We start from the raw sequence: 24,527 nt of genomic DNA on the forward strand, positions 1-24,527 counted from the left end.
TTTGGACGAGTCGCGTTATACAGGAGAACACCTGTATAACACGATTAGAGAAAAAAATTACTTATCCGCTGGCAGCCCTTTCTTTTCGTGTACCATCATCAGTGCCTGTTCAACACTACGCTCGATAATAGGACGACGTTGGTCATTCTCAGGCAGTAGTTTTAACATCATTTGCCAAGCCGAGATGGCCTCTGCATAACGCTCTTGCTCAAATGCATTGAATGCAAAAATGCTTAATGCTTTCACATTGGTACGGTCTTCAGCAATCAGCTTTTTAAGTAGCTCTGCACCTTGACGGTTATCTTCTGGGTCAGAAGAGCGTGTCAAAACTTCCGCATACCCCATCACTACATTTTCATTTTTAGGGGCTAGTCGATAAGCACGGCCATAGGCATCGGTTGCCATGGTCGCATTCCCCAACACCATACCAATACGGCCTAGCATTTCCCACGCTTCTACATTTTGCGGGTCTTCCTGGAGGCGAGTACGTAGACCTAAAGCGAGGTGTTCCATTTCCGCATTATTGAGTGGTGGCTCAGACGGATCTAGCGCTCTGTCTAACAAAGCGGGAGCTTGTTGATAAGCATTATTCCAATCTGCCACTTTCTCGTAGCTACCTACCTGATAATAAGCCCCCCCCGCAACACCTAATGCAATGATAAACCCGGGTAAATAAACCCAGTTGCTAGTGCGAGAGGCCTCAGGTAATGCTTCCTCATCGCCCTGCTCAACCTGTTTTAATCTAACGCGTTTTTTAGAACGGGCAAAAATGATCCAGCCGCCTACCGCTATCGCAACAAACGGTAACCCCCACAGTACAATCGTTAGCGGCGTCAGTGGTGGGTTATAAGTGACGAAGTAACCATAACGTGCAACCATGTAATCAACGATTTCATCACGGTTTTTGCCTTCTTTCATTAACTCATACACTTTTTGGCGCAAGTCCAGTGCAATCATTGAATTAGAATCCGCAATGCTGTTGTTCTGGCATTTAGGGCAACGTAGCTCTTCGGTTAATTTACGAAATTGCTGCTCTTGCTGTTCATTATCGAAAGTAAAGACTTCTGTCGATGCATATGTCACCGTTGCACTTAACGCTAACATTAATAAACCCAATAAATACCTCATTGGTTCGCCTCCTGATTATAGCGCTCCCAAAGGGGTTTAAATTCTTTTTCCCAGACGCGCTCGTCCATTGCCCCTGCGTGACGATAACGGATCACACCATTACCATCAATTAAGAACGTTTCAGGTGCACCATATACCCCTAAATCAAGGCCTAACATACCTTCACCATCAAATAAGCTTAGGGCATAAGGGTTGCCTAACTCACGCAACCACACAATGGCTTTATCCCGTTTATCTTTATAGTTCAACCCAACCACACGAACACCCTGTGCAGACAACTTATTCAAATATTGATGTTCTGCACGGCATGTAGGGCACCATGTTGCCCAAACATTCAACAAGATAGGTTGCCCTTGTGTTAATACATCGGATTCGTAGTGCTGACCGGGGTTTTCTAGCGATTCAAGGCGAAAAACGGGCACTGGCTTACCAATTAAAGCGGATTCTAATAAACGAGGATCATCCCCTTCTGCATTACGCATCAATTGCCATAACAGGACCGCAGCGATTCCTGCAAAAATAATAAAAGGAATTAAGAAGACTTTGCGGTTCATGCTGTTTCCCCTTGTAATTTACGGCGACGATAACGTGGGTCAAACAAGCAAAATAACGCACCAATAGCCATTAATACGCCACCAGACCAGATCCAACGAACAAATGGTTTATAATACAAACGCATAGTCCACGTATCTTTAGCGACTTCCTCACCCAATGCAGCATATAAATCGCGAGTAAAACCACCATCAATCGCCGCTTCGGTCATAACAGCTCGGCTAACGCTATAAAAACGTTTTTCTGGCATTAAAACACCGATGACTTTGTCTTTCTCTTTCACTGAAATACTGCCAATGACACCTTGGTAGTTAGGGCCATCAGCCTCTCGTACGCCATTAAATACAAAGGTATAAGCACGAATTGAAATGCTATCACCCGGCTTCATTTTCACATCACGCTCAATACTGTAATTTTGGCTAAAGGCAATACCGACGATGGTTACCGCCAAACCTAAATGCGCCAGTACCATTCCCCAGTAACTTGGCGTGAGCTTGATTTTCTTACTGATGCGGACTCGCATTTCTGCGAAGGCAAGAATTGCTATCCAGCACGCCATCATTAAGCCGACAACCGTCAACGCTTCTACCCTATCTTCCATCAGTAATGGTAGGGCAAAAGAAAGAATAACGGTTAATACCGTTGCAATGATTAATAACTTTTTGATAGCCGCAGGGCGGTCACGTCCCCAACGCACGAGTGGCCCAATCCCCAGTAATAAGGCAAATGGCACCATCAACGCTATAAACATAGTATTAAAGAACGGTTCACCAATGGAAATCGTACCCAGGCCAATTTGTTTATGGACTAACGGTAGCAATGTACCGAGTAACACAACTAGCATCGCTGCTGTTAGGATAACGTTATTACCCAATAACATGGATTCACGCGACCATAAGGCATTGTTAACCCTTGAGCGTACCTTGTGCCCACGCAGTGCAAACACCAGTAAAGAGCCGCCAATCACTATCACCATGAAGGCTAAGATAAATAACCCTCGAGATGGGTCTGAGGCAAAGGCGTGTACCGAAACCAGTACCCCTGAGCGAACTAAGAAAGTCCCGAGTAAACACAATGAGAAAGCAAAAATCGACAATAATAGTGACCATGCTTTAAAAGTGGCTCGCTGTTCAGTAACGGAAAGTGAGTGGATCAATGCCGTTCCCACTAACCATGGCATAAAGGAGGCATTCTCTACCGGGTCCCAGAACCACCAGCCCCCCCAGCCTAATTCATAATAAGCCCATGCGGAACCTAACATGATCCCTAACGTTAAAAAGAACCAGGCTGCCATCGTCCAAGGGCGAGCAAAACGTGTGAAAGAGCTGTCTAACCGGCCACTTAACAATGCCGCAATCGCAAAGGCAAATGCCACTGAGAAGCCGACATAGCCCATGTATAACAATGGTGGGTGGAAAATCAGCCCTGGGTCTTGTAGTAATGGGTTGAGGTCACGCCCTTCAATCGGAAAGGCGGGCAGCGTGCGCGAAAATGGGTTTGAAGTAAAGATGATAAACAGCAAAAAACCAACGCTTACCATCCCCATAACAGCTAAAACACGGGCAACAATGTCGAGAGGCATACGGTAACTGCAAATTGCCACCGCAAATGTCCAGCCGCTCATTAATAATACCCATAGTAATAATGAGCCTTCGTGAGCTCCCCATGTCGCCGCAACACGATACCAAATAGGTAATTGCGTATTAGAGTTATTGGCAACATACGTGACTGAGAAATCATTAACAACAAAGGCATTCACTAATACTAGGAATGCCCCTGTTACACAGAGAAAAAGTAACCATGCCAATGGACGTGATGATGCCATTAAGCGTGCATCATTTCGTGCCACCCCCCATAGCGGGTAAAAAGACAGCAAAACGGCAAGACCTAATGCCAAGCACAGTAAAACGCTACCAATTTCAGGGATCATGATGCATTGTCCTTATAGGCAGCTGCTGGCCTGCGGTGGTTTTCTTGCATCGCCTTTTCAACCTCTGGTGGCGTATAGTTTTCATCATGTTTAGCAAGCACTTCTTTCGCTAAAATATGATTATTCTCCTGTAACTCCCCTTGAACAACAACACCTTGCCCTTCTTTGAATAAGTCAGGCAAAATTCCATGATAACTTACGTTAACTTCGCCTTCGGCATCATAAACAGTGAAAGTGATATTGACAGCATTAGAGACTGGGTCAGAATCACGTACTACACTACCTGGCATGACCATGCCACCGACACGTAAGCGTTGCCCAACTTCAGGGATTTGCTGAGTTTCTCGCTTACCATAGATGATTTCACCGGGGGTATAAAACAAGTCAATACTTGAGCGCAATGCGTAGAGAATCAATGCGAGGGTTAACCCCACGCCAACCAATATGGAACAGATCAACCAAAGTCGGTTACGACGACGAATATTCACACTCCCTCCCTACGCGCTCTTGCTGCTTTTTGTCTTACTTCACGAGCTTGCTGTTGAATAATTGCATTTATTATCATTTTTCTTTGTATGTATGTATGCAAACAGAGTAACAAAATAGGTATTAATGTCAGCGCAACCGCCAGCCATACATAAAAACCATAGCCGCCCATCGCCCAAAATTCACTCCAAGATGCAAATGCGCTAGTCATGATTGACGTCCTTTTTTATTCACAATATCTAATACCCATGGACGGTTACGTTCTAACAACAATAATTGACTACGTAAACGAATTAACGTTAATGAGATAAAGAGAAATAGGTAACCAAGGATAGCTAAACGTAGTGGCGTACGCATAGCTGGGTTGATACTTTCTTGCATACGCGTCGAAGGTTGATGCAAAGTTTGCCACCATTCAACTGAATAATGAATAATAGGTAAGTTAATCACACCAATTAATACTAAAATCGCAGCGGCCTTTCCTGCTGTACGGCGGTCATCAAAAGCATGCCATAAAGCAATAATCCCCACATACAGAAAAAATAGAATTAGTTCAGAGGTTAAACGTGCATCCCATACCCACCATGCACCCCACATTGGTTTACCCCATGTCGCACCTGTCACCAAGGCAATAAAAGTAAATACCGCCCCTATCGGTGCCATTGCCGCTATCGCCAATTCAGAGACTTTCATTTGCCAGACAAGACCAACAAAAGCAGTAATTGCCATTGTGGCATAAATGCCCATCGACCACATCGCGGCAGGAACATGGATATACATAATACGATAACTTTGGCTTTGGACTTTATCGGTTGGCGCAAAGCCAAATCCCCAAATCCACCCCACCGCTAAACAAATTACACTCAATATAATAAACCACGGTATTAGACGCCCACATAACCGGTAAAGGTTAACTGGGATGGCAAGTTGATGAAGCTTTTTCCACATAGTTTAATTACCCTGATTTATTATATTGTTAGTAAATGCTGCGTGACAGAATCATACAATACACATTAAAAAAGCAAATATATTGATTTAACACAAATATAACTTAGGCTGATCATACTCAAACGCATAACCAGCCTATTTATTGATCATTACTTATAATTTATCGGTATAACTCATCATAAAATGATTACCTTAAATTAAAAGCCAGGTTCAACTTCACGCATGTCCGGCAATTTATGGGCAATTCCTTTGTGACAGTCAATGCAAGTTTTACCATCCGTGATGGCTTGGTCATGCATTTTAGCTGCAACCCCTTTTTGTGCCGTGAAATCCATATACTCAAAATTGTGGCAGTTACGACACTCTTGTGAGTCGTTATTTTTCATCCGTCGCCACTCACTTTGCGCCATCGCTAACCGGTGGTCTTCAAATTTTTGAGGTGTGTCAATGATGCCAAAAATTTTCCCGTATAGCTCCTTACTCGCTTGAATTTTACGCACCATTTTGGGGCCGAACTCATGCGGTACGTGACAATCTGGGCAAGTTGCGCGAACACCGCTACGGTTAGTATAGTGAATAGTATCCATATATTCTTCATAGACATTCTCACGCATTTCATGGCAGCTAATACAAAACTCTTCCGTATTGGCCATTTCCATACCCGTATTGAAGCCGCCCCAGAAGATAACACCACTCACAAAACCAATCAGCAATAAGGTTCCTAATGCTAAACGGCTTGGCCTACGCCACCACCGCCATACTCGGCCGAGTAACCCAAACAAGCCCTTTTTCTTCGGCTTGTCATCATTTATTTGCTTATCATTATTATTTGACATAATTCCCCCTTATTTCCCAAAACCTTTGGATGGGGTAAATGTGTTATCAACAATCGGTGCCGTGTCTGATTGCGGCACGTGGCACTGTAGACAGAAGTAGCGGTTTGGTGCGACTTCGCCAAGAACTTTGCCTGTTGCATCCATAAAGTGCGTTGGGCTAACTCTTGGTGCCCCTGTGGTGCGATAATTTTCCACACCATGGCATTGCAAACAACGATTAGTATTAGTGGTAATTTGATAACCTTCAACACTATGTGGGATCATTGGCGGTTGATTCACATAGTTTAATGCCATTCTTTCTTGCTCTTTCGGAATATGAATGCTTCCTTCTGACGTACCGGATACTTCTGGTGATTGGGTCAGGTCTACACCATTAGCAGCCCAAACAAGACTGCTTACAACAAAGGCCATTCCAGCCACCCAACGGCTGAGCGTCTTTTTCAGGACAGGATTTTTCATGATTTTGCTCCCGAACTCCATCTTAGTGTTATTTTAAAAACATCCTCAGAACAAACATCAATGCAACGACCGCAAGTGATACAATCTTTATCTGATATCTGTGCTGGAGCTTGTTTATCTAGGACCGGTGCACGCAGAACTTGCGGCTCCGGACAAATGTGGAAACAGTCCATACAACGGCTACAGTTTTCTTTATTTTCCGCTGTAACAACTAGTGCGCCCTTACACCCTGCCACGCCATATAGCGCACCTAATGGGCAAAGGTGACCGCACCAACCATGTTCCACAACTAATAAATCGAATAAAAACAGTGCAACTAAAACCAATGCACCGCTGCCAAAACCAAAAATTAAACTGCGCCCCATTAATGAAACTGGATTAAGCCATTCCCAAAGTAAGGTTCCTGTAATAGCAGAACCGATCAGGATAACCACCAGCAATACATAACGAATATTGCGTGGTATCGTTGCGGACTGGTTAAAATCAAACTTACGTCTTAACCACGCCGCGGCATCCGTCACTGGGTTTACAGGACAAACCCAACTGCAGAAAATACGCTTACCCAACAGTGCATAAACCCCGAATACGATAGCAGCCCCAACTAATGCTGAGATCCCCGGTAAGTAACCACTTGCTAAGCTCTCTAAGGTGATTAATGGGTCAGTCAAAGGTACGGTATCTAACAATAAGCTACTGCTGTAGTTACCATGTAAAATCCACACCCCAAACCATGGCCCACTCAAGAACATCGCTAACACCAGCAATTGGCTTGTACGTCTAAATACCAACCACTTGTGGCTCTGCCACCAACCTTTTTTTGCCTGAGCTTCACGTCCGGCATCACGTTTACGATTCGCCATTGTTACCCTCCAGCCAACCAAAGCGGTAATGGTGTCCTAACTCACCTTTTGCTAACGACCTTGGTAATACCTTGATAGCCGCCTCTTCCAATACACAAGCCTGTTCACATTTACCGCATCCCGTGCAGTAATTGCTATTGACTGTGGGTAAGAAGCGCGCGTGCTTACCTGTTCGGTGGTTTTGTTCAAGTTCCAATGTGATGGCTTCATCAATCAGTGGACATACGCGGTAACATACATCACACCTTAGCCCTTGAAAGTTCAGGCAGTTTTCCTGATCGAGTAAAACGGCTAACCCCATGCGTGCATCGTTAATCGACTCAATGTCTTTATCCAATGCACCACTTGGGCAAACTTTGGCGCAAGGAATATCCTCACACATTTCACACGGGTTTTCTCGAGCGATGAAGTACGGCGTTCCTGAAGCCAAGCCTGATGCCAATGTCGCTAATTTCAACATGTCATACGGACAGGCTTGAACGCATTGCCCACAACGGACACATGCACTGGCAAATGCTTTTTCATCAAGAGCTCCCGGCGGGCGAAGCTTAACACCACTCGCACGGGAAGTTTGTTGCTGAAGCCCCAGCACCACACCAACAGCCGCCAACCCACCCGCAGTGCGGGCGACATCGCGTAAAAAGCGACGACGACTGTTCTGGGACTTAGCCTGTTGAGACTTAGCTTTCTGGGGCATGAGCAATTACACCTTTTCCAGTTTAACGGCACATTTTTTGTAATCCGTTTCTTTTGAAAGCGGATCGGTTGCATCCAGTGTTAAGTTATTCACTAGCTGCGCAGCATCGAAGAACGCCATGTAAACTAAGCCTTTTGGTGGTCTATTACGGCCACGAGTTTCAACAATCGTGGTCACATCACCACGGCGTGAAACTACTTTGACTTTATCACCACGGCGTAAACCTCTCTCTTTCGCATCGATTGGATGTATAAACACAAGAGATTCAGGGAAAGCACGGTGTAGTTCAGGAACACGGCGTGTCATACTACCGGTATGCCAATGTTCTAATACACGGCCTGTTGATAACCATAAGTCATATTCTTTATCTGGCGATTCCGCAGCAGGTTCAAATGGCAGTGCAAAAATGACCGCTTTACCATCAGGTTTACCGTAGAATTGATAACCCGCGCCAGCCTTAACGTAAGGGTCATTTCCTTCGCTATAACGCCACTGCGTTTCTTTGCCATCAACCACTGGCCAACGGATACCGCGCGCTTTGTGGTAGTCATCAAAATCAGCCAAGTCATGACCATGACCGCGACCAAAGCCAGCGTATTCTTCGAACAGCCCTTTTTGTAAGTAGAAGCCTAATTCACGTGATTCATCGTTAAGTTGGTCTTCGGCTAACTCACTCACAGGGAACTTCGTTACCGCTTGGTTAGCGAATAACACGTCATACAGCGTTTTACCGCGTAATTCAGGCTTTTTCGCTAATAACTCTTCAGGCCACACTTCATCCGTTGTAAAGCGTTTAGAGAACAACACCATCTGCATTAAGTCAGATTTCGCTTCGCCTGGTGCTTTAACTTGCTGACGCCAAAACTGAGTACGACGTTCCGCATTACCGTAAGCGCCTTCTTTTTCTACCCACATTGCTGTTGGTAAAATCAAGTCAGCAGCTAACGCACTAACTGTTGGATAGGGGTCAGAAACCACAATAAAGTTGCGAGGGTCACGCCAACCTGGCATACGCTCTTGGTTGATATTCGGGCCCGCTTGCATGTTGTTGTTACACATTACCCAGTAAAAATTCAATTTACCGTCTTTTAAAGCGCGGTCTTGGGCAACAGCGTGTAAACCGACTTTTTCAGGGATCGTCCCAGCAGGCAGCCCCCACACACCTTCTACTTTTTCACGGTGTTTTTCATTGGTAACCACCATGTCCGCTGGTAAACGGTGTGAGAACGTACCAACTTCACGAGCGGTACCACACGCTGATGGCTGACCGGTTAATGAGAACGGCCCACAGCCAGGTTGAGAAATTTTCCCTGTCAGTAAGTGCAGGTTATACACTAAGTTATTTGCCCAAACACCGCGAGTGTGCTGGTTAAAGCCCATGGTCCAATAAGAAACCACTTTAGTTTTAGGGTCTGCGTAAAGTTTAGCGAGTTCTTCTAACTGATCTTTTGGAACCCCTGTCATTTCTACGGTTTTGTCTAAAGTATATTCCGCAACAAAGGCTTTATATTCATCCCACGTCATTGGCTCAGATGCATCAGAACCTGCATTTTTCGCTTTTTGTTCGAGTGGGTGAGTTGGGCGTAATCCATAACCGATATCTGTTGCACCACGACGTAAATTCACGTGTTTATCAAGGAATTCCTGATTAACTGCATTATTTTGAATAATATAATTCGCAATATAGTTCAGGATCACTAAGTCAGATTGTGGTGTAAAAACGATACCGTTATCCGCTAATTCAAAGCTACGGTGTTTAAAAGTCGATAACACGGCAACACGCACGTCAGGGTTAGACAGACGGCGGTTGGTGATACGAGACCACAAGATTGGGTGCATTTCTGCCATGTTTGAGCCCCAAAGGACAAACGCGTCAGCATGCTCAATATCATCATAACAACCCATTGGCTCATCCATACCGAAAGTACGCATGAAGCCCACTACCGCAGAAGCCATACAGTGGCGTGCATTAGGGTCTAAGTTATTAGAACGGAATCCACCTTTGAACAGTTTTGATGCTGCATAGCCTTCCCAAACTGTCCACTGACCCGAACCGAACATACCGATCCCTTCAGGGCCTTTTTCTTTTAATGTGGTTTTGACTTTTTCTTCCATAACATCAAAGGCTTGTTCCCACGTGATCGGTGTGAACTCCCCATTTTTGTCATATTCACCGTCTTTCATACGCAACATTGGCTGCGTTAAACGGTCTTTTCCGTACATGATTTTAGGTAAGAAATACCCTTTGATACAGTTTAGACCACGGTTTACAGGCGCTTCTGGGTCACCTTGGCTGGCCACGATGCGACCATTTTGAGTTCCCACCAATACCCCACAGCCTGTACCACAAAAACGGCAAGGGGCTTTGTCCCATTTAATACTTTCTTGTTGGCCAACCACTGCTTTCGCAATGCTTGGTGCGCCAATACCTGCCGCCGCAGCAGCGGCCGCTATCGCATTGGCTTTCATAAAGCTACGACGACTGAGTTTCATAATCTTCCTCACCTTGCTCTTCCTGCTGGTGGTAAACCAGCGAAACATCTAGTACGCCGTCAATATCGCGTACTAAATCAATAGTATCTAACAACGTTCTACTACCTTGCCCTTCAACAACCACAATCAGTTTTCCGTTTTCTGGGGCGCTTAACGCCACCTCACAATTAGAAAGTTGATTAATTTCTTCGGCCACAGTAGACAGTCGTTCACTTTTTACTTGTACTATTAAACTGCACACTTGATAGTTACTGTGCATGTTCATGCTCCACGGTAATGGCTGAAACTGGGCAACCTGCGACACAAGCACCACAGCCTGTACAACCTGGTGTTTCTACTTTTGGCTGGTATATACCGGCCATTGACGGACGAAAAGAGATGACTTCAGGCTCACAACTGTCTTGGCAACGTCGACATTCAATCGAAAGATAAGCAAGACAATTTTGGCCAATCGAAATTGAGATATCCCAAGGTTGGGAATGTTTTGGAAGGAAAATAGGTTCTGGACATGCTGTTGCACATGCATAGCAAAATGTACATTCACCACGCTTAAAATCAACAACAGGGTAGCCCCCTGCTCCCGGTTGGATAATTGCCGTTTCGCAACTCTCAACGCAGGCATTGCAACGGGTACACAATTCAATAAATTGCGTTTCACTACCACTCCATGGCGGCCGAACCACTGGGGCTGCACTACGCCACGCACCAGTTAATACTCCCCGACGGGTGAGATCAACCATGTTTTTTTCCTTTACATTGCCAACAAAAAAACTAAAACGTATTGATAAACCGCATTTTTTATATGTGTATTTATGAGAAATATTAACGATAGAGGTTATAAAAATACATACTACCAAGTGGGTAAAAGAGGTAATTCCCCGTATACGACTAGAAATGACAACATTTACGTTATTTACTCGCCATTAGCTAAAAATAGCATCAAAATGATAAACAAACAGGCCTTTTTAATTATTTGTTAACATTTTTTTAATATGAATTATTAATTTAAACTCAAGTTTTAATTTTTTAAATTATAACACCAACCAAAAACTACCACTAAAGTAGTATGCGCAATGTCATTTAGAAAAAAAATATCTGTGTTTTTTTTGATATTAAACAAATTTCATTTCTAACTTTATTTTAAAAACAACCATTAAATATTAAACATAAAAAAATTATTTTAAAATCAATAAAATAGAATTGGATAACGCTAAGCATCAGAATAAGAATCATTATTAATTAATTATTGAAACTAACAATTTAAAACTATTGAAAAATAACTATATCAATTTCAATAATACCTATTTTTTATTATTTCTTCACATTCTATTTCCTTATTACAAATTAACTTTTGATCAAAAACAATATTTTTAGTGTGGTTTTTTGTTACACATATAAATTGGCAATGTCTTGGTAGTATCTGTGCGCTTACTATCAAACCTAAATAACAAAAAGATACCCAAAATAGTTCGAGTCATAGGTCACAATACAAATACAACTCGAAAAATGAAGGGATGACTGGCTAAAATTACTCGAGGCCCTTTTTATGGCAAACATAAGAAATAATGCACTATGCTTATTGAGTCTGGTTGCAGGAATATTTCTCTTTACCTCTGTTCATGCTCAAACTCCTACTAAAGATAGTACATCTACCATCAATGCTCGAAATGAAACTTTCGAAGCCGCTCACCCTGACCAGTACCACTCTTGGCGAGCAACATCCGAGCAATCAAACCGTGAAGATGCATTAGCGGAAGACCCTCGCTTAGTCGTACTGTGGGCTGGATACCCATTCTCACGCGACTACAACAAACCTCGTGGTCACGCCTATGCGGTCATCGACGTCCGTGAAACCTTACGAACCGGTGCTCCTAAAGACGCCCAAGATGGTCCACTTCCGATGGCATGTTGGAGCTGTAAAAGCCCCGATGTGGCGAGGCTAATCCAAGAACATGGCGAAGATGGCTATTTCGAAGGTAAGTGGGCAAAAGGTGGCCCCGAAGTGGTTAATGTCTTAGGCTGTGCAGATTGTCATAAAACAGACTCTGCGGATTTTGCAAAAGGTAAACCAGAGCTAACGCTTTCACGCCCTTATGCAGAGCGTGCAATGGAAGCGATTGGCAAACCGTTTGATAAAGCCAGTCGGTTCGACCAGCAATCCATGGTGTGTGGCCAATGTCACGTGGAATACTATTTCTCTGGCGATAAAAAATCCGTGAAATTCCCATGGGATAACGGTACCAAAGTGGAAGATATGGAAGTCTACTACGACAACATTGGTTTCTCTGACTGGACCAACTCATTGTCGAAAGCGCCTATGCTAAAAGCCCAACACCCTGAATATGAAACTTGGAGTGCGGGTATTCATGGCAAAAATAACGTGACCTGTATTGACTGCCATATGCCAAAACTGCAAAACGAAAAAGGCGAACTGTACACCAGCCATAAAATTGGTAATCCATTCGATAATTTCGAACAAACTTGTAGCACTTGCCATACCCAAAGCAAACAACAACTGCAAGATGTGGTTGCTGAACGTAAAGTCGCTATCCAAGAGATGAAAATCAAAGCGGAAGATCAATTAGTTCGTGCTCACTTTGAAGCAAAAGCTGCATGGGATGCAGGCGCAACAGAAGATGAAATGAAGCCAATTTTGACTGATATTCGTCATGCACAATGGCGTTGGGATTTAGCTATCGCCTCCCACGGTATTCATATGCACGCACCGGATGAAGGCCTGCGTATGTTAGGTGGTTCGATGGATAAAGCGGCAGATGCACGAACCAAGCTCGCTCGCCTGTTAGGCTCAAAAGGCATCACCCATGAAATTGCCATTCCAGATATTTCAACCAAGGAAAAAGCGCAACAAGCCATTGGTTTAGATATGCAAAAAATCAATGCGGAAAAACAAGAGTTCTTAAAAACTGTGGTTCCGCAATGGGATGACCAAGCTCGTAAAAATGACCTATTAGCCAAATAACCATGATTTGCCCCAAATAATGGGGCAATACAACCAATGGAGTGAATATGAGCGTACTACGTTCGTTATTAACTGCTGGGGTGCTGGCAACAGGCTTATTATGGGCAACAGCCGCATCCGCAACCCCACAAATGGCCCAAGAAAATGCAGAAGGCCGTTGGGTTGTCACGCAGCAACGCAGCGCTGACAAAGCCTGCTTAGACTGCCATAAACCTGACCAAGAAGGCATGCATGGCACTCACGCAGAAGTGGTTAACCCTAACAATAATTTACCCGTGACTTGTACCAACTGCCACGGTAACCCAGGGCCTGATCACCGTGAAGGCGTCAAAGATGTCATGCGCTTTAACAACCCAATGTATACCGTTGAGCAACAAAACAGTGTCTGTCTATCATGTCACTTACCGGAGCAGCTGCAAAAAGCGTTCTGGCCTCATGATGTTCACGTCACCAAAGTAGCCTGCGCGAGTTGCCATGACCTTCATCCGAAACAAGATACGATGAAGGTGCTGACTGATAAGGGCAAAGTAAAAATATGTGTCGACTGCCACTCAGATCAACGCAATAACCCTGATTTCAACCCAGCAGCGGTGAAATTGCGTAAGGAGCAGCCATGAGTTGTTCTCGTCGTCAATTCATTATCTACTCAGGAGCACTGGCGGCGGTAGGAGGAGTTGCTAGCCATACGCTAGCTAACACCATGAAAATAGATGGCGTTCGCTACGGCATGGTGCACGATGAAAATCTGTGCATCGGCTGTACGGCGTGTATGGATGCATGCCGAGAGGTTAACCAAGTCCCAGAAGGTGTTTCGCGGTTAACTATCATCCGTAGTGAGCCTATTGGCCAGTTTCCTGATGTTAAATACCGTTTTTTTCGCCACTCCTGTCAACATTGTGAAAGTGCACCTTGTGTCGATGTTTGCCCTACTGGTGCCTCTTTTATTGATAAAACGACAGGGATTGTTGATGTCAACCCTGACTTATGTGTCGGCTGCCAATACTGTATTGCTGCCTGCCCTTATCGCGTCAGGTTTATTCACCCCATCAATAAAACCGCGGATAAATGTGATTTCTGCCGTAAAACGAATCTAAAAAAGGGCAAGCAGCCGGCTTGCGTCGAATCTTGCCCAACCAAAGCATTAACCTTTGGTAATTTAGATGACCCTAAGAGCGATATTTCGTTGATGCTAAAAGAAAAACCGACTTATCGATTCAAAATTGCACTCGGTACTCACCCCAAAATGTATCGGGTTCCGTTCAAATATGGGGAGGTTAGCCAATGACAACAGCTTCTGCTTTCCATTTTGAATCCTTAGTGTGGGACTGGCCCATTGCGGTTTACTTATTCTTAATTGGTATTTCGGCTGGGCTTGTGGTACTTGCGGTACTTATGCGCCAGTATTATCCCACTTCGGCTGACAGTGATAGCACTCTAATGCGCACAACACTGATTTTAGCTCCGACGACGATCATCTTTGGGTTATTGATCTTAATTCTCCACTTGACGCGTCCATGGACGTTCTGGAAATTAATGTTTCATTACAGCCCGACCTCAGTTATGTCGATGGGTGTGATGTTATTCCAAGTGTATATGGCAGTGCTTGTTATTTGGCTAGCTAAAATCTATGAAAAAGAACTCATTGTTTTACAGCAAAAATGGCTGCCCAAATTTACCATCATCCCAAGAGTATTAACCCTGCTAAACCGTGCAATGCGTTTTCTGGATATTGTGATGCTCGTATTGGCCATTTTGCTTGGGGCTTATACCGGTTTTTTACTTTCAGCATTAAAATCTTATCCATTCTTAAACAACCCATTATTACCAGCTTTATTCCTATTTTCAGGAATATCTTCAGGTATTGCGGTATCACTCATAGCAATCGCATTGCGCTACCGCAAAAATATTCATAACGGCGAAACCGCATTTTTGCACCGTATCGAAAGCTTTGTTATTTGGTTGGAGATATTCCTATTAGCGGCCTTTTTTGTCGGGTTAGCTTTAGGAGACGATGGGAAAATCCGTTCATTAATTGCTGCATTAGGCGGTGGTTTCTGGACTTGGTGGTTTTGGATTGGTGTTGTCGGGTTTGGTTTTATTATTCCACTTCTATTCAAGAAATGGATGGATAAAGGACAAGGCGCAGCAAGAGTATTGATTATCAGTGGCGCAAGCTTACTGGGTGTCTTCTGCTTACGCTTCTTTGTGTTATACGCAGGGCAGTTGACCGTCGCATAACTCACTAAATAATAAGGGTAATCATTGGAACTCATACTCCCAGAAATTGGCTTTCTCTGCCTTGCATTGGCACTGTGTATTGCCTGTTTTCAAGTATCATTCGGAGTTATTGGTTTCTTCCGCCATATTCCGAGGCAAATGCCTCGGAATATTCTTTGGACCTACTTACAATTTCTTTTCTTGCTCGTTGCTTATATTTGTTTAACTATCAGTTTTATTCAAAGTGACTTTTCGGTCGTATATGTGGCGCAACATAGCCACCGGCTATCGCCGCTATATATTAAAATTGCGGCAGTATGGGGAGGCCATGAAGGGTCAATATTTCTTTGGCTGCTGTTTATCTCAGCTTGGAGTTGTCTATTTGCATGGCGTTATCGCCAGCAAACTCACCTCGTGTTTCCTCTCACACTAACGCTACTTGCCATTATCAGTGCGGCATTATTACTGTTTATCGTCTTTTATTCTGACCCCTTTGTTCGCATTTTCCCTCCCGCTATTGAAGGGAGAGATCTCAACCCAATGCTGCAACATTGGGGATTAATATTACATCCCCCTCTACTTTATTTAGGCTATAGCGGGTTAATGGTCGTAACCGCCTTATCGCTTGCATCTACACTTTGCGGGCAATTTAACCAAACTATCGCCGGGCTCTGTTGGCGCGTTGTCGTTCCTAGTTGGTGCATACTCACTTTGGGTATCACTCTTGGGTCATGGTGGGCATACAGTGAACTTGGTTGGGGTGGTTGGTGGTTTTGGGACCCTGTTGAAAATGCGTCATTATTACCATGGCTAAGTGCAACTGCCCTATTTCATAGCTTAACAGTCTCACGCAAAACTGGGCACTATCGCCACTGGTCTATATTGCTGGCAATTCTTACGTTTATTTTATCTTTATTAGGCACATTAATTGTACGCTCAGGGATTTTAATGTCTGTCCATGCATTTGCTTTGGATAACGTTAGGGCTGTCCCCCTCTTCTTATTATTCAGTTTTCTGAGTTTCGGGGCTTTATGTATATATGGTTGGAAAGCTAAAAATATCGATAATTTACCAACTAACATGAGTCGCCGTCAGCTTTACTTATTACTCACTTTAATCCTATTTTCTACTGTATTATTTATTGTCCTGACGGGCACGCTTTACCCAATGATTTACACGCTATTTGGTTGGGGGAAAATATCGGTTGGGGCACCTTATTTTAACCAAACGTTATTACCATTTGGTATTTTAATGTTAATCATAATGGCTGTGAGTGCCATTTATCCTCTTAGCAAAACTCGCATTAACCCCCAATGGCGTATTCTTTTAATTCTACTTCTCAGTGTGTTATTAAGCTTCTTTCTTTGGTCTAAAGGACTTGTTATCGCCCTTTCTTGTGGCTTTTTATTTGCAATTTTGCTTATCTTTTGGCTACGTCCTATCGATGCTATTCGGCAACATTTCCCTTCCCTTATCTCTCATACAGGAGTTGTAATTTTTGCTGCTGGTATTGCCTTGTCAATTGGTAGCCACCACGAAACGAGTGTTAATCTTTCTGTTGGGCAATCTATTTCACTCGCCGGTTATCAATTCCAATTCAACGAACTGCAACTTGAAGCTAAATCTAATTACACGACCGAAAAGGCTATTATACAAATTAGCAAAGCTGGCCAGCCATTACACCAGTTAATCACCGAGCGCCGCCTTTATACCGCTCGCCAGCAATTAATGATTGAACCTGGTATATATTGGGGATGGTTACGCAATTGGTATGCGGTATTAGGTGAGAAAACAGGAACAAATAGCTACGCGATACGCCTTTACGTGCAAGATGGCATTCAATGGATTTGGGGCGGTGCGTTTGTGATGTGTTTTGGCCTATTAATAAGCTGGGTAAAAGGGAGAATAAAAAATGCTTAGAATCCTATTAGCACTATTTTTCCTATTTTTCTCTTTTATATCCAATGCTCAAATCGTTGATGTGTGGGAATTTAATTCCATTGAAGAACAAGAGTATTCTTTGCAGATCGCCTCACAGTTACGTTGCCCGCAATGCCAAAACCAAAATTTACTCGAATCCAATGCCCCCACAGCAGTAAGTATGCGCCACCAAGTTTTTAAAATGGTTGCAGAAGGAAAAGATAAAGCGCAAATCATGCACTATATGACCGAACGATATGGTGATTTCGTGCTGTATAACCCACCGCTAACGATTGGAACTGCCCTGCTTTGGGGATTGCCTGCTATTGCTCTGATTGGCATTTTTTATTTCATTTTCAAATTTACTCGGTCACAAAAACAGCAACTTATAGAGAACAATTTTAGCCATCGACAAATATCCGAGCAATTATTACCCCCAGATATAACAACACCATCGACTATCCTGCAATGGCATTTTAATAAATTACTTGCCATATTAATTGTGTTGGTTGTTATTGGTTACTTCTTCTCACCTCGATTTGAATTAGCTTATCAGGAATATCAACGTATATCCGATCCACTGCTCTCATTCACACCATTGCAGCAAGAACAAAAGGATTTATTACGCTTACAAAATGATATTCGTCAATCGCCTAAAAATAGTGAGCTTTGGGCTATACTGGGTGAATATTATCTTTATCAAAACAGTTATGATAATGCGTTGATTGCTTATCAAAGAGCACTAAAATATGGCGGGGAAAATGCTCAAATATACTCTGCTATTGCAACCGTTTTATATTACCAAGCAGGTCAACAGCTAACCGAAGATGTCAGAGCGGTAATCAACAAAGCATTAAGCCTTGATAATCAAGAAATTACCGCATTAATGCTAGTTGCTTCTGATGCCTTTATGAATGCAAATTATGAGCAAGCGATTGATATTTGGCAAAAGTTATTAGATAGTAATAGTTCTCGTATTAATCGCTCTCAGCTCATTGAAGCTATTCATATGGCAAAAATAATGAAGAATAAAAAATAATAATCTTATCTTTATTATTAATTTTATTACGCTAGGGATTAATACATACTAAATTATCACAGTAGTGATAAAATATTCTTTTATGAATGTCTATTTATTTAAATGTGTAATTTTTCGTTTCTTATTGATTACCATTGTGTCCCCCCTATATTACTTCAAATAATCTTATGTTAGATTGGCAACAGTAAATTATCCCAAATGTAATCCAAGTATATCTCCGTAAGTGAAATTATTAATTAAAATTTAGCTTATGGTGATAAATTTTATTTAATTTTATATTTTGGCATTCATTGGGAGGTTCAAAAATAATAACATAAGAAATAAACACTATGAAAAATAAAATATTTTCATTTTTAGTTATTGGCCTAATTGCAGGCGCGTCCTTTATAGGAGGCGTTGTAAGTAACTATACACCTGATTTAGACATTGTAGAAAAATCTCAAAAAGCGGTTGAAGATTTTTTAGCATTTCCCAAAACAGCCGAATATAAAAATGTTAAATATCATGAGATAAGAGAAACCTTAGACCATGGTATGCTAGGCTATGTATGCGGTGAAGTACTTATTTTTACTAGCCAAAATTCATATTCATTTAAACGTTTTGTGGTCAAAACTTATCTTCATAATGATGGTCGTAATGTTGTTTCCATTCCATTAATCGATAGAGATGATAAAGAATTTCCTGATAATGACTTTAATGTTATTTGGAATAAGTATTGTAATAATTAAGTAAATATAAAACTCAACTGTTTAAATAAGATATTTCCGAGCCCTTTAAGATTTCATTAATATATCAAAGGGCTCAAATTAAATATTACATAAAAAACTATATTCTCTTTAGATATCTGTCATTCCGTAAATCAATCCTTTAATGATGATTACATTTTATCGTGGAGACTCTGTACTAACAGAGCATCTAGGCAAAATGCGATCAATTCAGACTATCTCCTTTTGAGCTATCCCTCATATAGAATTATTTTTCAATAGTAATTCATCCCTGCTTGATATAAAGTCTCAGCCTTTTTTCAAAATAGTTACTCTTGGAGGCGAAATGTTTATCGGTTTTGATTACGGTACATCTAACTGCGCTATTGCGGTCATGAAGAACGGGATACCCACATTATTACCATTAGAAGGCGATAACGTTTATATCCCATCAACCTTATGCGCACCGACAAGAGAATCAGTCTCTGAGCATTTATTTCGCCATTGTAAAATCGCCCCCTCGAATGAAATCGGGCAGCAAATTTTAAAAAGATCTATCGCATTTAACCGTGATGAAGGGATCGATTTAATGCCTGAAGACATCGTATTTGGGCAAGCCGCTTTAGATTTATATTTAAGTGATCCTAGAGATGTATATTATGTGAAGTCCCCTAAATCATTTTTGGGAGCATCTGGCTTACATGAGACTCAAATTAGTTTTTTTGAAGACCTTGTCTGCGCCATGATGAAAAATATAAAGAATACCGCAGAAAATAATTTACAACAGATTATTGATGATACTGTGATTGGACGCCCTATTAACTTTCATGGTCGTGGAGGGGAACTCTCGAACCAACAAGCAGAATCAATACTCTATCGCGCGGCAAAACGCGCAGGATTTAATCATATTACTTTTCAATTCGAACCCGTAGCCGCAGGGCTTGAATATGAATCAACATTAAATAAAGACCAGATTATCCTAGTCGTTGATATTGGTGGTGGAACAACGGATTGTTCATTAATCCAAATGGGGCCCACTTATAGAAATGCACAAGACAGAACACAATCCTTACTTGCTCATAGTGGACAACGGGTGGGTGGAAATGACCTTGATATTTACCTTGCATTAAAACAATTGATGCCGCTTTTTGGGATGGAAAGCCAATCTTTATCAGGCATTAAAATGCCATTCCTTCAATTTTGGAACCCTATTGCTATCAATAATGTTGAAGCACAAAAAGAGTTTTATTCAAGACAAAATTTGACAGCGTTAACACGCTTAAAACAAGATGCAAAAGAACCTCAAATAATATCTCGATTACTAGAAGTTTATAATGAAACATTAGGTTATAGCTTAGTACGTAAAGCTGAAGAAGCTAAAATTGCTTTATCAGACGCCTCAAGCTATTTAGCACAAATTAAATTAATTTCTGAAAAATTAGAAGTGAATATTCCCCATGAACAAATGGTGGAATCAATTGAATCACCAAAAAGTAAAATGATTGAATTGGTTAAAGAAGCAGTCAACCAAGGCGGGGTCAAACCTGATGCTATTTACGTTACAGGTGGGAGTGCTCGTTCCCCAATATTACACCAAGCTATTAGCCAAGAATTACCTAATATTCCGATAGTACGTGGGGATGATTTTGGTTCCGTTACTGCAGGGTTAACGCGTTGGGCTGAGACTTGTTTTAAATAAGCGACAGAAACACTAATAGCGCAGAATAAATAAGATTCATATTTAGACTGCGCTATTGGTACAAAATATTATTTCTTAACTTTATGAACAATATCAAAGTACTTATCTTTATTATCTTGCTCTGGATAAATACGATATGTGTATTCTTCTGGGGTTACTGTGACATTTTCAACAACACGAGTAAACAAGACTTTACCCTCGTCATCTTTCGCTGTTAATGAGCGAGTTTTGCCATTTTCATCAAATGACCAGTCACCTTTCATTTTAGGTTTTCCATCAAACGTGGTCATATTAAATGTACCGTCTGGATAATACTCCGCTAAACCAAAAAAGTTAGCGACTTGTTTATCATCCGCATTAACTTCTTTTTTATCTTGATCTAAAGCTTCTGTCGTTGTCCAAACTTTGCCTACCATAATTTCTTCGTAAGCATTTAATTTATGTTCCGCATTCTGTGATTGGCTTGCTGCTGGAGTTGTAGCTGCTTGAACAGCAAATGACATAGTAGATACAACAGCAAAGAGTGTAGGTACTAATAATTTTTTCATTTTTATCCTCTAATAAATTAACTCAAGCAACAATTTGATTAAGTTAAGATTAGCGATATAAAACCAATTTTGAAAATTATATTACGTTTATTTACAAGATAATATCTTATTACAATTAGTAAATACTATTTTACAATAAAAAATATATCGAAAATTCATGAATTTTAAAATTAATACTCTTAATTTTAGCTATCAAGCAATTTATTAATCAACCAGTACCCCGCTTTTCCGGGTGGATTATTCTTAGACCAAACTAAATCCACATCAATTTTACGTGGCCATAAATCATAATTAATACTCACTAAACGGTTATGTCCAAATTGCTTAACTAACCATGTTGGTAATATTGCCCATCCAGCCCCTTGTTCTGCCATTTCTAATAATAATAAATAATTAGGTGCAAACCAGTTCTTTTCACTATTAATAATAATTTGGCTGCTACTGCTTAGCCGTAATTGACGAGTCATCGTTAAATGTTGATAAGTTATTTTTTTCTCTTTAGCTAATGGATGACTATCTAATACATATAAACCTAATTCACCTTGAATAGGTAAACGAGAAAAAGAAATATCCGCAGGATATTCTGTACGAGACTCCATCATACCAACATGGGCTTGTTGGTTCTGGATCATTTCGATAACAGCATTATTTTCTGCAATTAAAAACTCAAACTCAAGATGCGGAAATTGCCTATCTAATGTTGTTACAATATGCTCAGCATGAGGTGGCTGATAGGTATCTGAAAAAGCACAACTTAACCTAGGCTCAATATCAGGGAGCAACTCAACTCTAAGCGCTTGAAGACGCTCATCTGCTGATAAAATATCCTCAACTAAGCTCAAAACTTTTCTACCTGCAAAAGTCAATGTTGATTCACGCCCCTGCCTATCAAATAACGTAAACCCCAAATCGTCTTCAAAACCACTGATCGTCGTACTGACAGTTGATTGGCTTTTATTTAATTTACGTGCCGCAGCAGAGAATGACTTTAAGGATGCCGCCTCCACAAAGGTACGCAATGTTTCTATAGAATAGTTCATAAGGTATCGCTTTTTCCGATGGCTGCCATTTTGTATATATATAAAAAATAGCAAATAATTGCACCCAATTTTTACCTAAAAATTAATTTTCTATATCTTTGAGGTAGTTATGAGCAAGTATACAAAAACATTAACTGAGCGAATTTTTCATGCAGTTTCATTTGAGGTCATCGCAATTGCGATAACTGCACCGGTCAGTGCATGGCTTTTAGGACGCTCAATTTTCCAAATGGGAACAGTGGCTATTGTCTTATCGACGCTGGCAATGCTATTAAACTTATTTTATAACATGGCTTTTGACCGTTATTGGCCTTTATCCAAGGGTTCTCGCCCAGCCAAAGTGCGTGTTTTTCATGCTGTTGGATTTGAATTAAGCTTTGTGATCATGGGTGTCCCAATGCTGGCGTTTTTACTTCAAATGTCATTCTTAGATGCATTCTTACTTGAAATCGGCTTTTTTGTCTTTTTCTTATTTTATACTTATGCGTTTAATCTTGGATATGACCTTTTACGTGTCCGTTGGTTTGCAAATAGAGAGAACGCAGTAAGTATCTCTGAAGCGGTAGCTAAACGCTCTTAATTTTACTATTAATAAATATTCGAACACCGTGTTGCTTATCTTCACGGTGTTCTTTGTATATTAAAACCCCTATAAACACGCCGAAATAATCCTCTTTTTTTTGCAAAAATAAAATAGAGAATGATATTTAACTAATTTATCACACAATTAACCTCATTAAGGCTTGGCTACTCACCAAGCCTTTTTACTTATAAATAATATTTCATTAAAAATCAAAATATTAACAAATTATAATATGCACCCACCAAAGTTGATAATAACTATCATTTGCAATTGATAATTATTAACATATAATTCGAATCGTTATTTTACCTTATGAGTCATAACTCAAACATAACTACTTAATACCTGAATTGGTCTCCCCTCTTTAGGTTCAACGAGAAAGAATATTGAGGTTTTATGATGAGTCGAAAATTAATCACTTTTATGCTATCCATAACACTTCATGTTCTTGTTATTGGGTACTTAACCTATGTTACGGCTCAATCATTATCCTTAAAAAACCAAGCACAACAGGATGCGCCTATTATATCGATCGCATTGACTCAAGCTGTCAACGTTGCAGAACCTGAAGAGATCCCCCTGCCTATAGACACACCTAATGAGGTAAAAATTGCTCCCAGCCCAATAGTTGAACACGCCGTCATTGTTGCGCCTAAAAAGCAAAAAAAGGTGATCAAAACCCCAAAAGAACCTGTGAAGCCCAAAGAACTCACTAAAAGAACTGAAAACGCTCACAAACCAGCTAATACAGAAATTAAAAATGATTTGCCAATCGCACAACAACAAAAGGCTGGAGCCCTTGTATCGTCTCAATCCGCAGGAATAAAAGGCCCCAAAAACCAACATGCGACTAGTGATACTAATAGCCAATTAATTAATGCTTACCGTGAAAAACTACGCCAAGAAGTTGAGAGAAATAAACAATACCCTCGCCGCGCGAAAAAAATGAAAAACCGTGGTATTGCAACAATACAATTTCAATTAAGCCAAAACGGGGAAATTAGCTTAATTCGCTTAGCAAGTAGCTCAGGAAATGATTTATTAGATCAAGCTGCTTTGCTTGCAGTACAAAAAAGCCGCTCTGTAGGTAAACCACCTGCAGGTTTTGCTCAATCTATAACACTTAATATTGAATTTAATTAACCTCAGTTGAAAATAAATATTATTCCCACTAAGAAGTTACGTCTTAATTAGGTATTAGATATTCATCTAATAGATAGTTATTCCGTATTTGCTTTTTATTCCGAAAAATAATGATGATCTTTATTATTTTTTTAGAATAATTAATGACTTTAGAGAAATTTATTATTATTTTCCAACTATACTGCTAGAAATATTCTCCCTATTTTTCGAAAACTCCTCACCTAGAGAAATATTTTCTCTACAAAACCAAACATTAACATTTCTA

The 24,527-nt window shown here is 41.1% G+C and carries 25 protein-coding genes; 10 read left to right on the plus strand and 15 right to left on the minus strand.

From position 1 onward, the window contains the following. Window positions 1-57: 57 nt before the first annotated feature. From M1F25_RS15395 to napF, 13 genes are all read right to left on the minus strand, one after another. Window positions 58-1,128 (minus strand): cytochrome c-type biogenesis protein CcmH, encoded by a 1,071-nt coding sequence (locus M1F25_RS15395; RefSeq protein ID WP_136134525.1) that lies wholly within the window; start codon window positions 1,126-1,128, stop codon window positions 58-60. Next, window positions 1,125-1,682: a thiol:disulfide interchange protein DsbE gene (dsbE, locus tag M1F25_RS15400; protein ID WP_004262204.1), complete on the minus strand. Its 558-nt coding sequence runs from the start codon at window positions 1,680-1,682 to the stop codon at window positions 1,125-1,127. The genes M1F25_RS15395 and dsbE overlap by 4 nt, the downstream gene beginning before the upstream one ends. Beyond that, window positions 1,679-3,610, minus strand: coding sequence for a heme lyase CcmF/NrfE family subunit (locus tag M1F25_RS15405; protein ID WP_094961337.1), 1,932 nt, complete (start codon window positions 3,608-3,610; stop codon window positions 1,679-1,681). Before M1F25_RS15405 ends, dsbE begins: the two co-directional genes overlap by 4 nt. After that, window positions 3,607-4,098: a cytochrome c maturation protein CcmE gene (gene ccmE, locus M1F25_RS15410; protein WP_004913345.1), complete on the minus strand. Its 492-nt coding sequence runs from the start codon at window positions 4,096-4,098 to the stop codon at window positions 3,607-3,609. The genes M1F25_RS15405 and ccmE overlap by 4 nt, the downstream gene beginning before the upstream one ends. After that, a complete protein-coding gene (gene ccmD / locus M1F25_RS15415; protein WP_004262214.1) occupies window positions 4,095-4,307 on the minus strand; it encodes a heme exporter protein CcmD in 213 nt (70 codons plus the stop codon). Before ccmD ends, ccmE begins: the two co-directional genes overlap by 4 nt. Continuing rightward, window positions 4,304-5,044, minus strand: a complete 741-nt coding sequence (locus M1F25_RS15420; protein WP_004262222.1) for a heme ABC transporter permease — start codon at window positions 5,042-5,044, stop codon at window positions 4,304-4,306. Before M1F25_RS15420 ends, ccmD begins: the two co-directional genes overlap by 4 nt. A gap of 197 nt (window positions 5,045-5,241) precedes the next feature. Next, entirely contained in the window at window positions 5,242-5,880 is a 639-nt protein-coding gene (gene napC, locus M1F25_RS15425) for a cytochrome c-type protein NapC (RefSeq protein ID WP_094961336.1), read from the minus strand. A 9-nt stretch (window positions 5,881-5,889) separates the two neighbouring features. Beyond that, window positions 5,890-6,339, minus strand: coding sequence for a nitrate reductase cytochrome c-type subunit (napB, locus tag M1F25_RS15430; RefSeq protein WP_094961335.1), 450 nt, complete (start codon window positions 6,337-6,339; stop codon window positions 5,890-5,892). Continuing rightward, window positions 6,336-7,199, minus strand: a complete 864-nt coding sequence (napH, locus tag M1F25_RS15435; RefSeq protein WP_164455260.1) for a quinol dehydrogenase ferredoxin subunit NapH — start codon at window positions 7,197-7,199, stop codon at window positions 6,336-6,338. Before napH ends, napB begins: the two co-directional genes overlap by 4 nt. Next, complete coding sequence (gene napG, locus M1F25_RS15440) at window positions 7,186-7,896, minus strand: ferredoxin-type protein NapG (RefSeq protein ID WP_004262231.1); 711 nt, start codon at window positions 7,894-7,896, stop codon at window positions 7,186-7,188. The genes napH and napG overlap by 14 nt, the downstream gene beginning before the upstream one ends. Window positions 7,897-7,902: 6 nt before the next feature. After that, window positions 7,903-10,389 (minus strand): nitrate reductase catalytic subunit NapA, encoded by a 2,487-nt coding sequence (gene napA, locus M1F25_RS15445; protein WP_036958481.1) that lies wholly within the window; start codon window positions 10,387-10,389, stop codon window positions 7,903-7,905. Then, window positions 10,370-10,648: a chaperone NapD gene (gene napD, locus M1F25_RS15450; RefSeq protein WP_036958482.1), complete on the minus strand. Its 279-nt coding sequence runs from the start codon at window positions 10,646-10,648 to the stop codon at window positions 10,370-10,372. The genes napA and napD overlap by 20 nt, the downstream gene beginning before the upstream one ends. Beyond that, on the minus strand, window positions 10,638-11,129 hold the full coding sequence (gene napF / locus M1F25_RS15455) for a ferredoxin-type protein NapF (protein ID WP_004262238.1): 492 nt from the start codon (window positions 11,127-11,129) through the stop codon (window positions 10,638-10,640). The genes napD and napF overlap by 11 nt, the downstream gene beginning before the upstream one ends. 806 nt (window positions 11,130-11,935) lie before the next feature. Between napF and nrfA the strand changes: the two genes are divergently transcribed. The 8 genes from nrfA to yegD all read left to right on the plus strand — a co-directional run bounded on the left by nrfA (window position 11,936) and on the right by yegD (window position 20,948). After that, window positions 11,936-13,369, plus strand: coding sequence for an ammonia-forming nitrite reductase cytochrome c552 subunit (gene nrfA / locus M1F25_RS15460; protein ID WP_004262239.1), 1,434 nt, complete (start codon window positions 11,936-11,938; stop codon window positions 13,367-13,369). A 47-nt stretch (window positions 13,370-13,416) separates the two neighbouring features. After that, entirely contained in the window at window positions 13,417-13,986 is a 570-nt protein-coding gene (gene nrfB, locus M1F25_RS15465; protein ID WP_004262246.1) for a cytochrome c nitrite reductase pentaheme subunit, read from the plus strand. Beyond that, complete coding sequence (nrfC, locus tag M1F25_RS15470; RefSeq protein WP_094961333.1) at window positions 13,983-14,654, plus strand: cytochrome c nitrite reductase Fe-S protein; 672 nt, start codon at window positions 13,983-13,985, stop codon at window positions 14,652-14,654. The genes nrfB and nrfC overlap by 4 nt, the downstream gene beginning before the upstream one ends. Further along, window positions 14,651-15,607 (plus strand): cytochrome c nitrite reductase subunit NrfD, encoded by a 957-nt coding sequence (nrfD, locus tag M1F25_RS15475; RefSeq protein WP_181488282.1) that lies wholly within the window; start codon window positions 14,651-14,653, stop codon window positions 15,605-15,607. The genes nrfC and nrfD overlap by 4 nt, the downstream gene beginning before the upstream one ends. Window positions 15,608-15,631: 24 nt before the next feature. Next, a complete protein-coding gene (locus M1F25_RS15480; RefSeq protein ID WP_272656844.1) occupies window positions 15,632-17,506 on the plus strand; it encodes a heme lyase CcmF/NrfE family subunit in 1,875 nt (624 codons plus the stop codon). Then, window positions 17,499-18,545: a heme lyase NrfEFG subunit NrfF gene (nrfF, locus tag M1F25_RS15485; RefSeq protein ID WP_181488286.1), complete on the plus strand. Its 1,047-nt coding sequence runs from the start codon at window positions 17,499-17,501 to the stop codon at window positions 18,543-18,545. The genes M1F25_RS15480 and nrfF overlap by 8 nt, the downstream gene beginning before the upstream one ends. A 329-nt stretch (window positions 18,546-18,874) precedes the next feature. Beyond that, window positions 18,875-19,273 (plus strand): hypothetical protein, encoded by a 399-nt coding sequence (locus M1F25_RS15490; RefSeq protein ID WP_004262270.1) that lies wholly within the window; start codon window positions 18,875-18,877, stop codon window positions 19,271-19,273. Window positions 19,274-19,595: 322 nt separating this feature from the next. Next, complete coding sequence (gene yegD, locus M1F25_RS15495) at window positions 19,596-20,948, plus strand: molecular chaperone (RefSeq protein ID WP_096863213.1); 1,353 nt, start codon at window positions 19,596-19,598, stop codon at window positions 20,946-20,948. Between the two features lie 68 nt (window positions 20,949-21,016). Here the strand turns inward: yegD and M1F25_RS15500 are convergent, their stop codons facing one another. Next, complete coding sequence (locus tag M1F25_RS15500) at window positions 21,017-21,496, minus strand: DUF4822 domain-containing protein (protein WP_004262272.1); 480 nt, start codon at window positions 21,494-21,496, stop codon at window positions 21,017-21,019. Window positions 21,497-21,681: 185 nt separating this feature from the next. Beyond that, window positions 21,682-22,536, minus strand: a complete 855-nt coding sequence (locus M1F25_RS15505; protein WP_094961327.1) for a LysR family transcriptional regulator — start codon at window positions 22,534-22,536, stop codon at window positions 21,682-21,684. 109 nt (window positions 22,537-22,645) lie between these two features. On the opposite strand from M1F25_RS15505, the gene M1F25_RS15510 reads away from it, so the two are divergent. Next, the gene (locus M1F25_RS15510) at window positions 22,646-23,116 is read left to right on the plus strand and encodes a multidrug/biocide efflux PACE transporter (protein WP_004262274.1); all 471 of its coding nucleotides are present in this window, start codon (window positions 22,646-22,648) and stop codon (window positions 23,114-23,116) included. A 399-nt stretch (window positions 23,117-23,515) separates the two neighbouring features. Continuing rightward, window positions 23,516-24,262, plus strand: coding sequence for an energy transducer TonB (locus M1F25_RS15515; protein ID WP_181488288.1), 747 nt, complete (start codon window positions 23,516-23,518; stop codon window positions 24,260-24,262). Window positions 24,263-24,527: the final 265 nt, after the last annotated feature.

Source organism: Providencia sp. PROV109 (genome assembly GCF_033681625.1).
Lineage (GTDB): Bacteria > Pseudomonadota > Gammaproteobacteria > Enterobacterales > Enterobacteriaceae > Providencia > Providencia hangzhouensis.

Coding starts and splice junctions, on each gene's coding strand:
- M1F25_RS15510 (WP_004262274.1), top strand. CDS start 22,646: ATGAGCAAGTATACAAAAACATTAACTGAGCGAATTTTTCATGCAGTT.
- M1F25_RS15515 (WP_181488288.1), top strand. CDS start 23,516: ATGATGAGTCGAAAATTAATCACTTTTATGCTATCCATAACACTTCAT.
- napA (WP_036958481.1), bottom strand. CDS start 10,389: ATGAAACTCAGTCGTCGTAGCTTTATGAAAGCCAATGCGATAGCGGCC.
- napF (WP_004262238.1), bottom strand. CDS start 11,129: ATGGTTGATCTCACCCGTCGGGGAGTATTAACTGGTGCGTGGCGTAGT.
- M1F25_RS15420 (WP_004262222.1), bottom strand. CDS start 5,044: ATGTGGAAAAAGCTTCATCAACTTGCCATCCCAGTTAACCTTTACCGG.
- napC (WP_094961336.1), bottom strand. CDS start 5,880: ATGTCAAATAATAATGATAAGCAAATAAATGATGACAAGCCGAAGAAA.
- nrfF (WP_181488286.1), top strand. CDS start 17,499: ATGCTTAGAATCCTATTAGCACTATTTTTCCTATTTTTCTCTTTTATA.
- ccmD (WP_004262214.1), bottom strand. CDS start 4,307: ATGACTAGCGCATTTGCATCTTGGAGTGAATTTTGGGCGATGGGCGGC.
- nrfA (WP_004262239.1), top strand. CDS start 11,936: ATGGCAAACATAAGAAATAATGCACTATGCTTATTGAGTCTGGTTGCA.
- nrfB (WP_004262246.1), top strand. CDS start 13,417: ATGAGCGTACTACGTTCGTTATTAACTGCTGGGGTGCTGGCAACAGGC.
- dsbE (WP_004262204.1), bottom strand. CDS start 1,682: ATGAACCGCAAAGTCTTCTTAATTCCTTTTATTATTTTTGCAGGAATC.
- M1F25_RS15395 (WP_136134525.1), bottom strand. CDS start 1,128: ATGAGGTATTTATTGGGTTTATTAATGTTAGCGTTAAGTGCAACGGTG.
- M1F25_RS15500 (WP_004262272.1), bottom strand. CDS start 21,496: ATGAAAAAATTATTAGTACCTACACTCTTTGCTGTTGTATCTACTATG.
- M1F25_RS15505 (WP_094961327.1), bottom strand. CDS start 22,536: ATGAACTATTCTATAGAAACATTGCGTACCTTTGTGGAGGCGGCATCC.
- yegD (WP_096863213.1), top strand. CDS start 19,596: ATGTTTATCGGTTTTGATTACGGTACATCTAACTGCGCTATTGCGGTC.
- nrfC (WP_094961333.1), top strand. CDS start 13,983: ATGAGTTGTTCTCGTCGTCAATTCATTATCTACTCAGGAGCACTGGCG.
- M1F25_RS15490 (WP_004262270.1), top strand. CDS start 18,875: ATGAAAAATAAAATATTTTCATTTTTAGTTATTGGCCTAATTGCAGGC.
- nrfD (WP_181488282.1), top strand. CDS start 14,651: ATGACAACAGCTTCTGCTTTCCATTTTGAATCCTTAGTGTGGGACTGG.
- napD (WP_036958482.1), bottom strand. CDS start 10,648: ATGCACAGTAACTATCAAGTGTGCAGTTTAATAGTACAAGTAAAAAGT.
- napH (WP_164455260.1), bottom strand. CDS start 7,199: ATGGCGAATCGTAAACGTGATGCCGGACGTGAAGCTCAGGCAAAAAAA.
- M1F25_RS15405 (WP_094961337.1), bottom strand. CDS start 3,610: ATGATCCCTGAAATTGGTAGCGTTTTACTGTGCTTGGCATTAGGTCTT.
- napG (WP_004262231.1), bottom strand. CDS start 7,896: ATGCCCCAGAAAGCTAAGTCTCAACAGGCTAAGTCCCAGAACAGTCGT.
- napB (WP_094961335.1), bottom strand. CDS start 6,339: ATGAAAAATCCTGTCCTGAAAAAGACGCTCAGCCGTTGGGTGGCTGGA.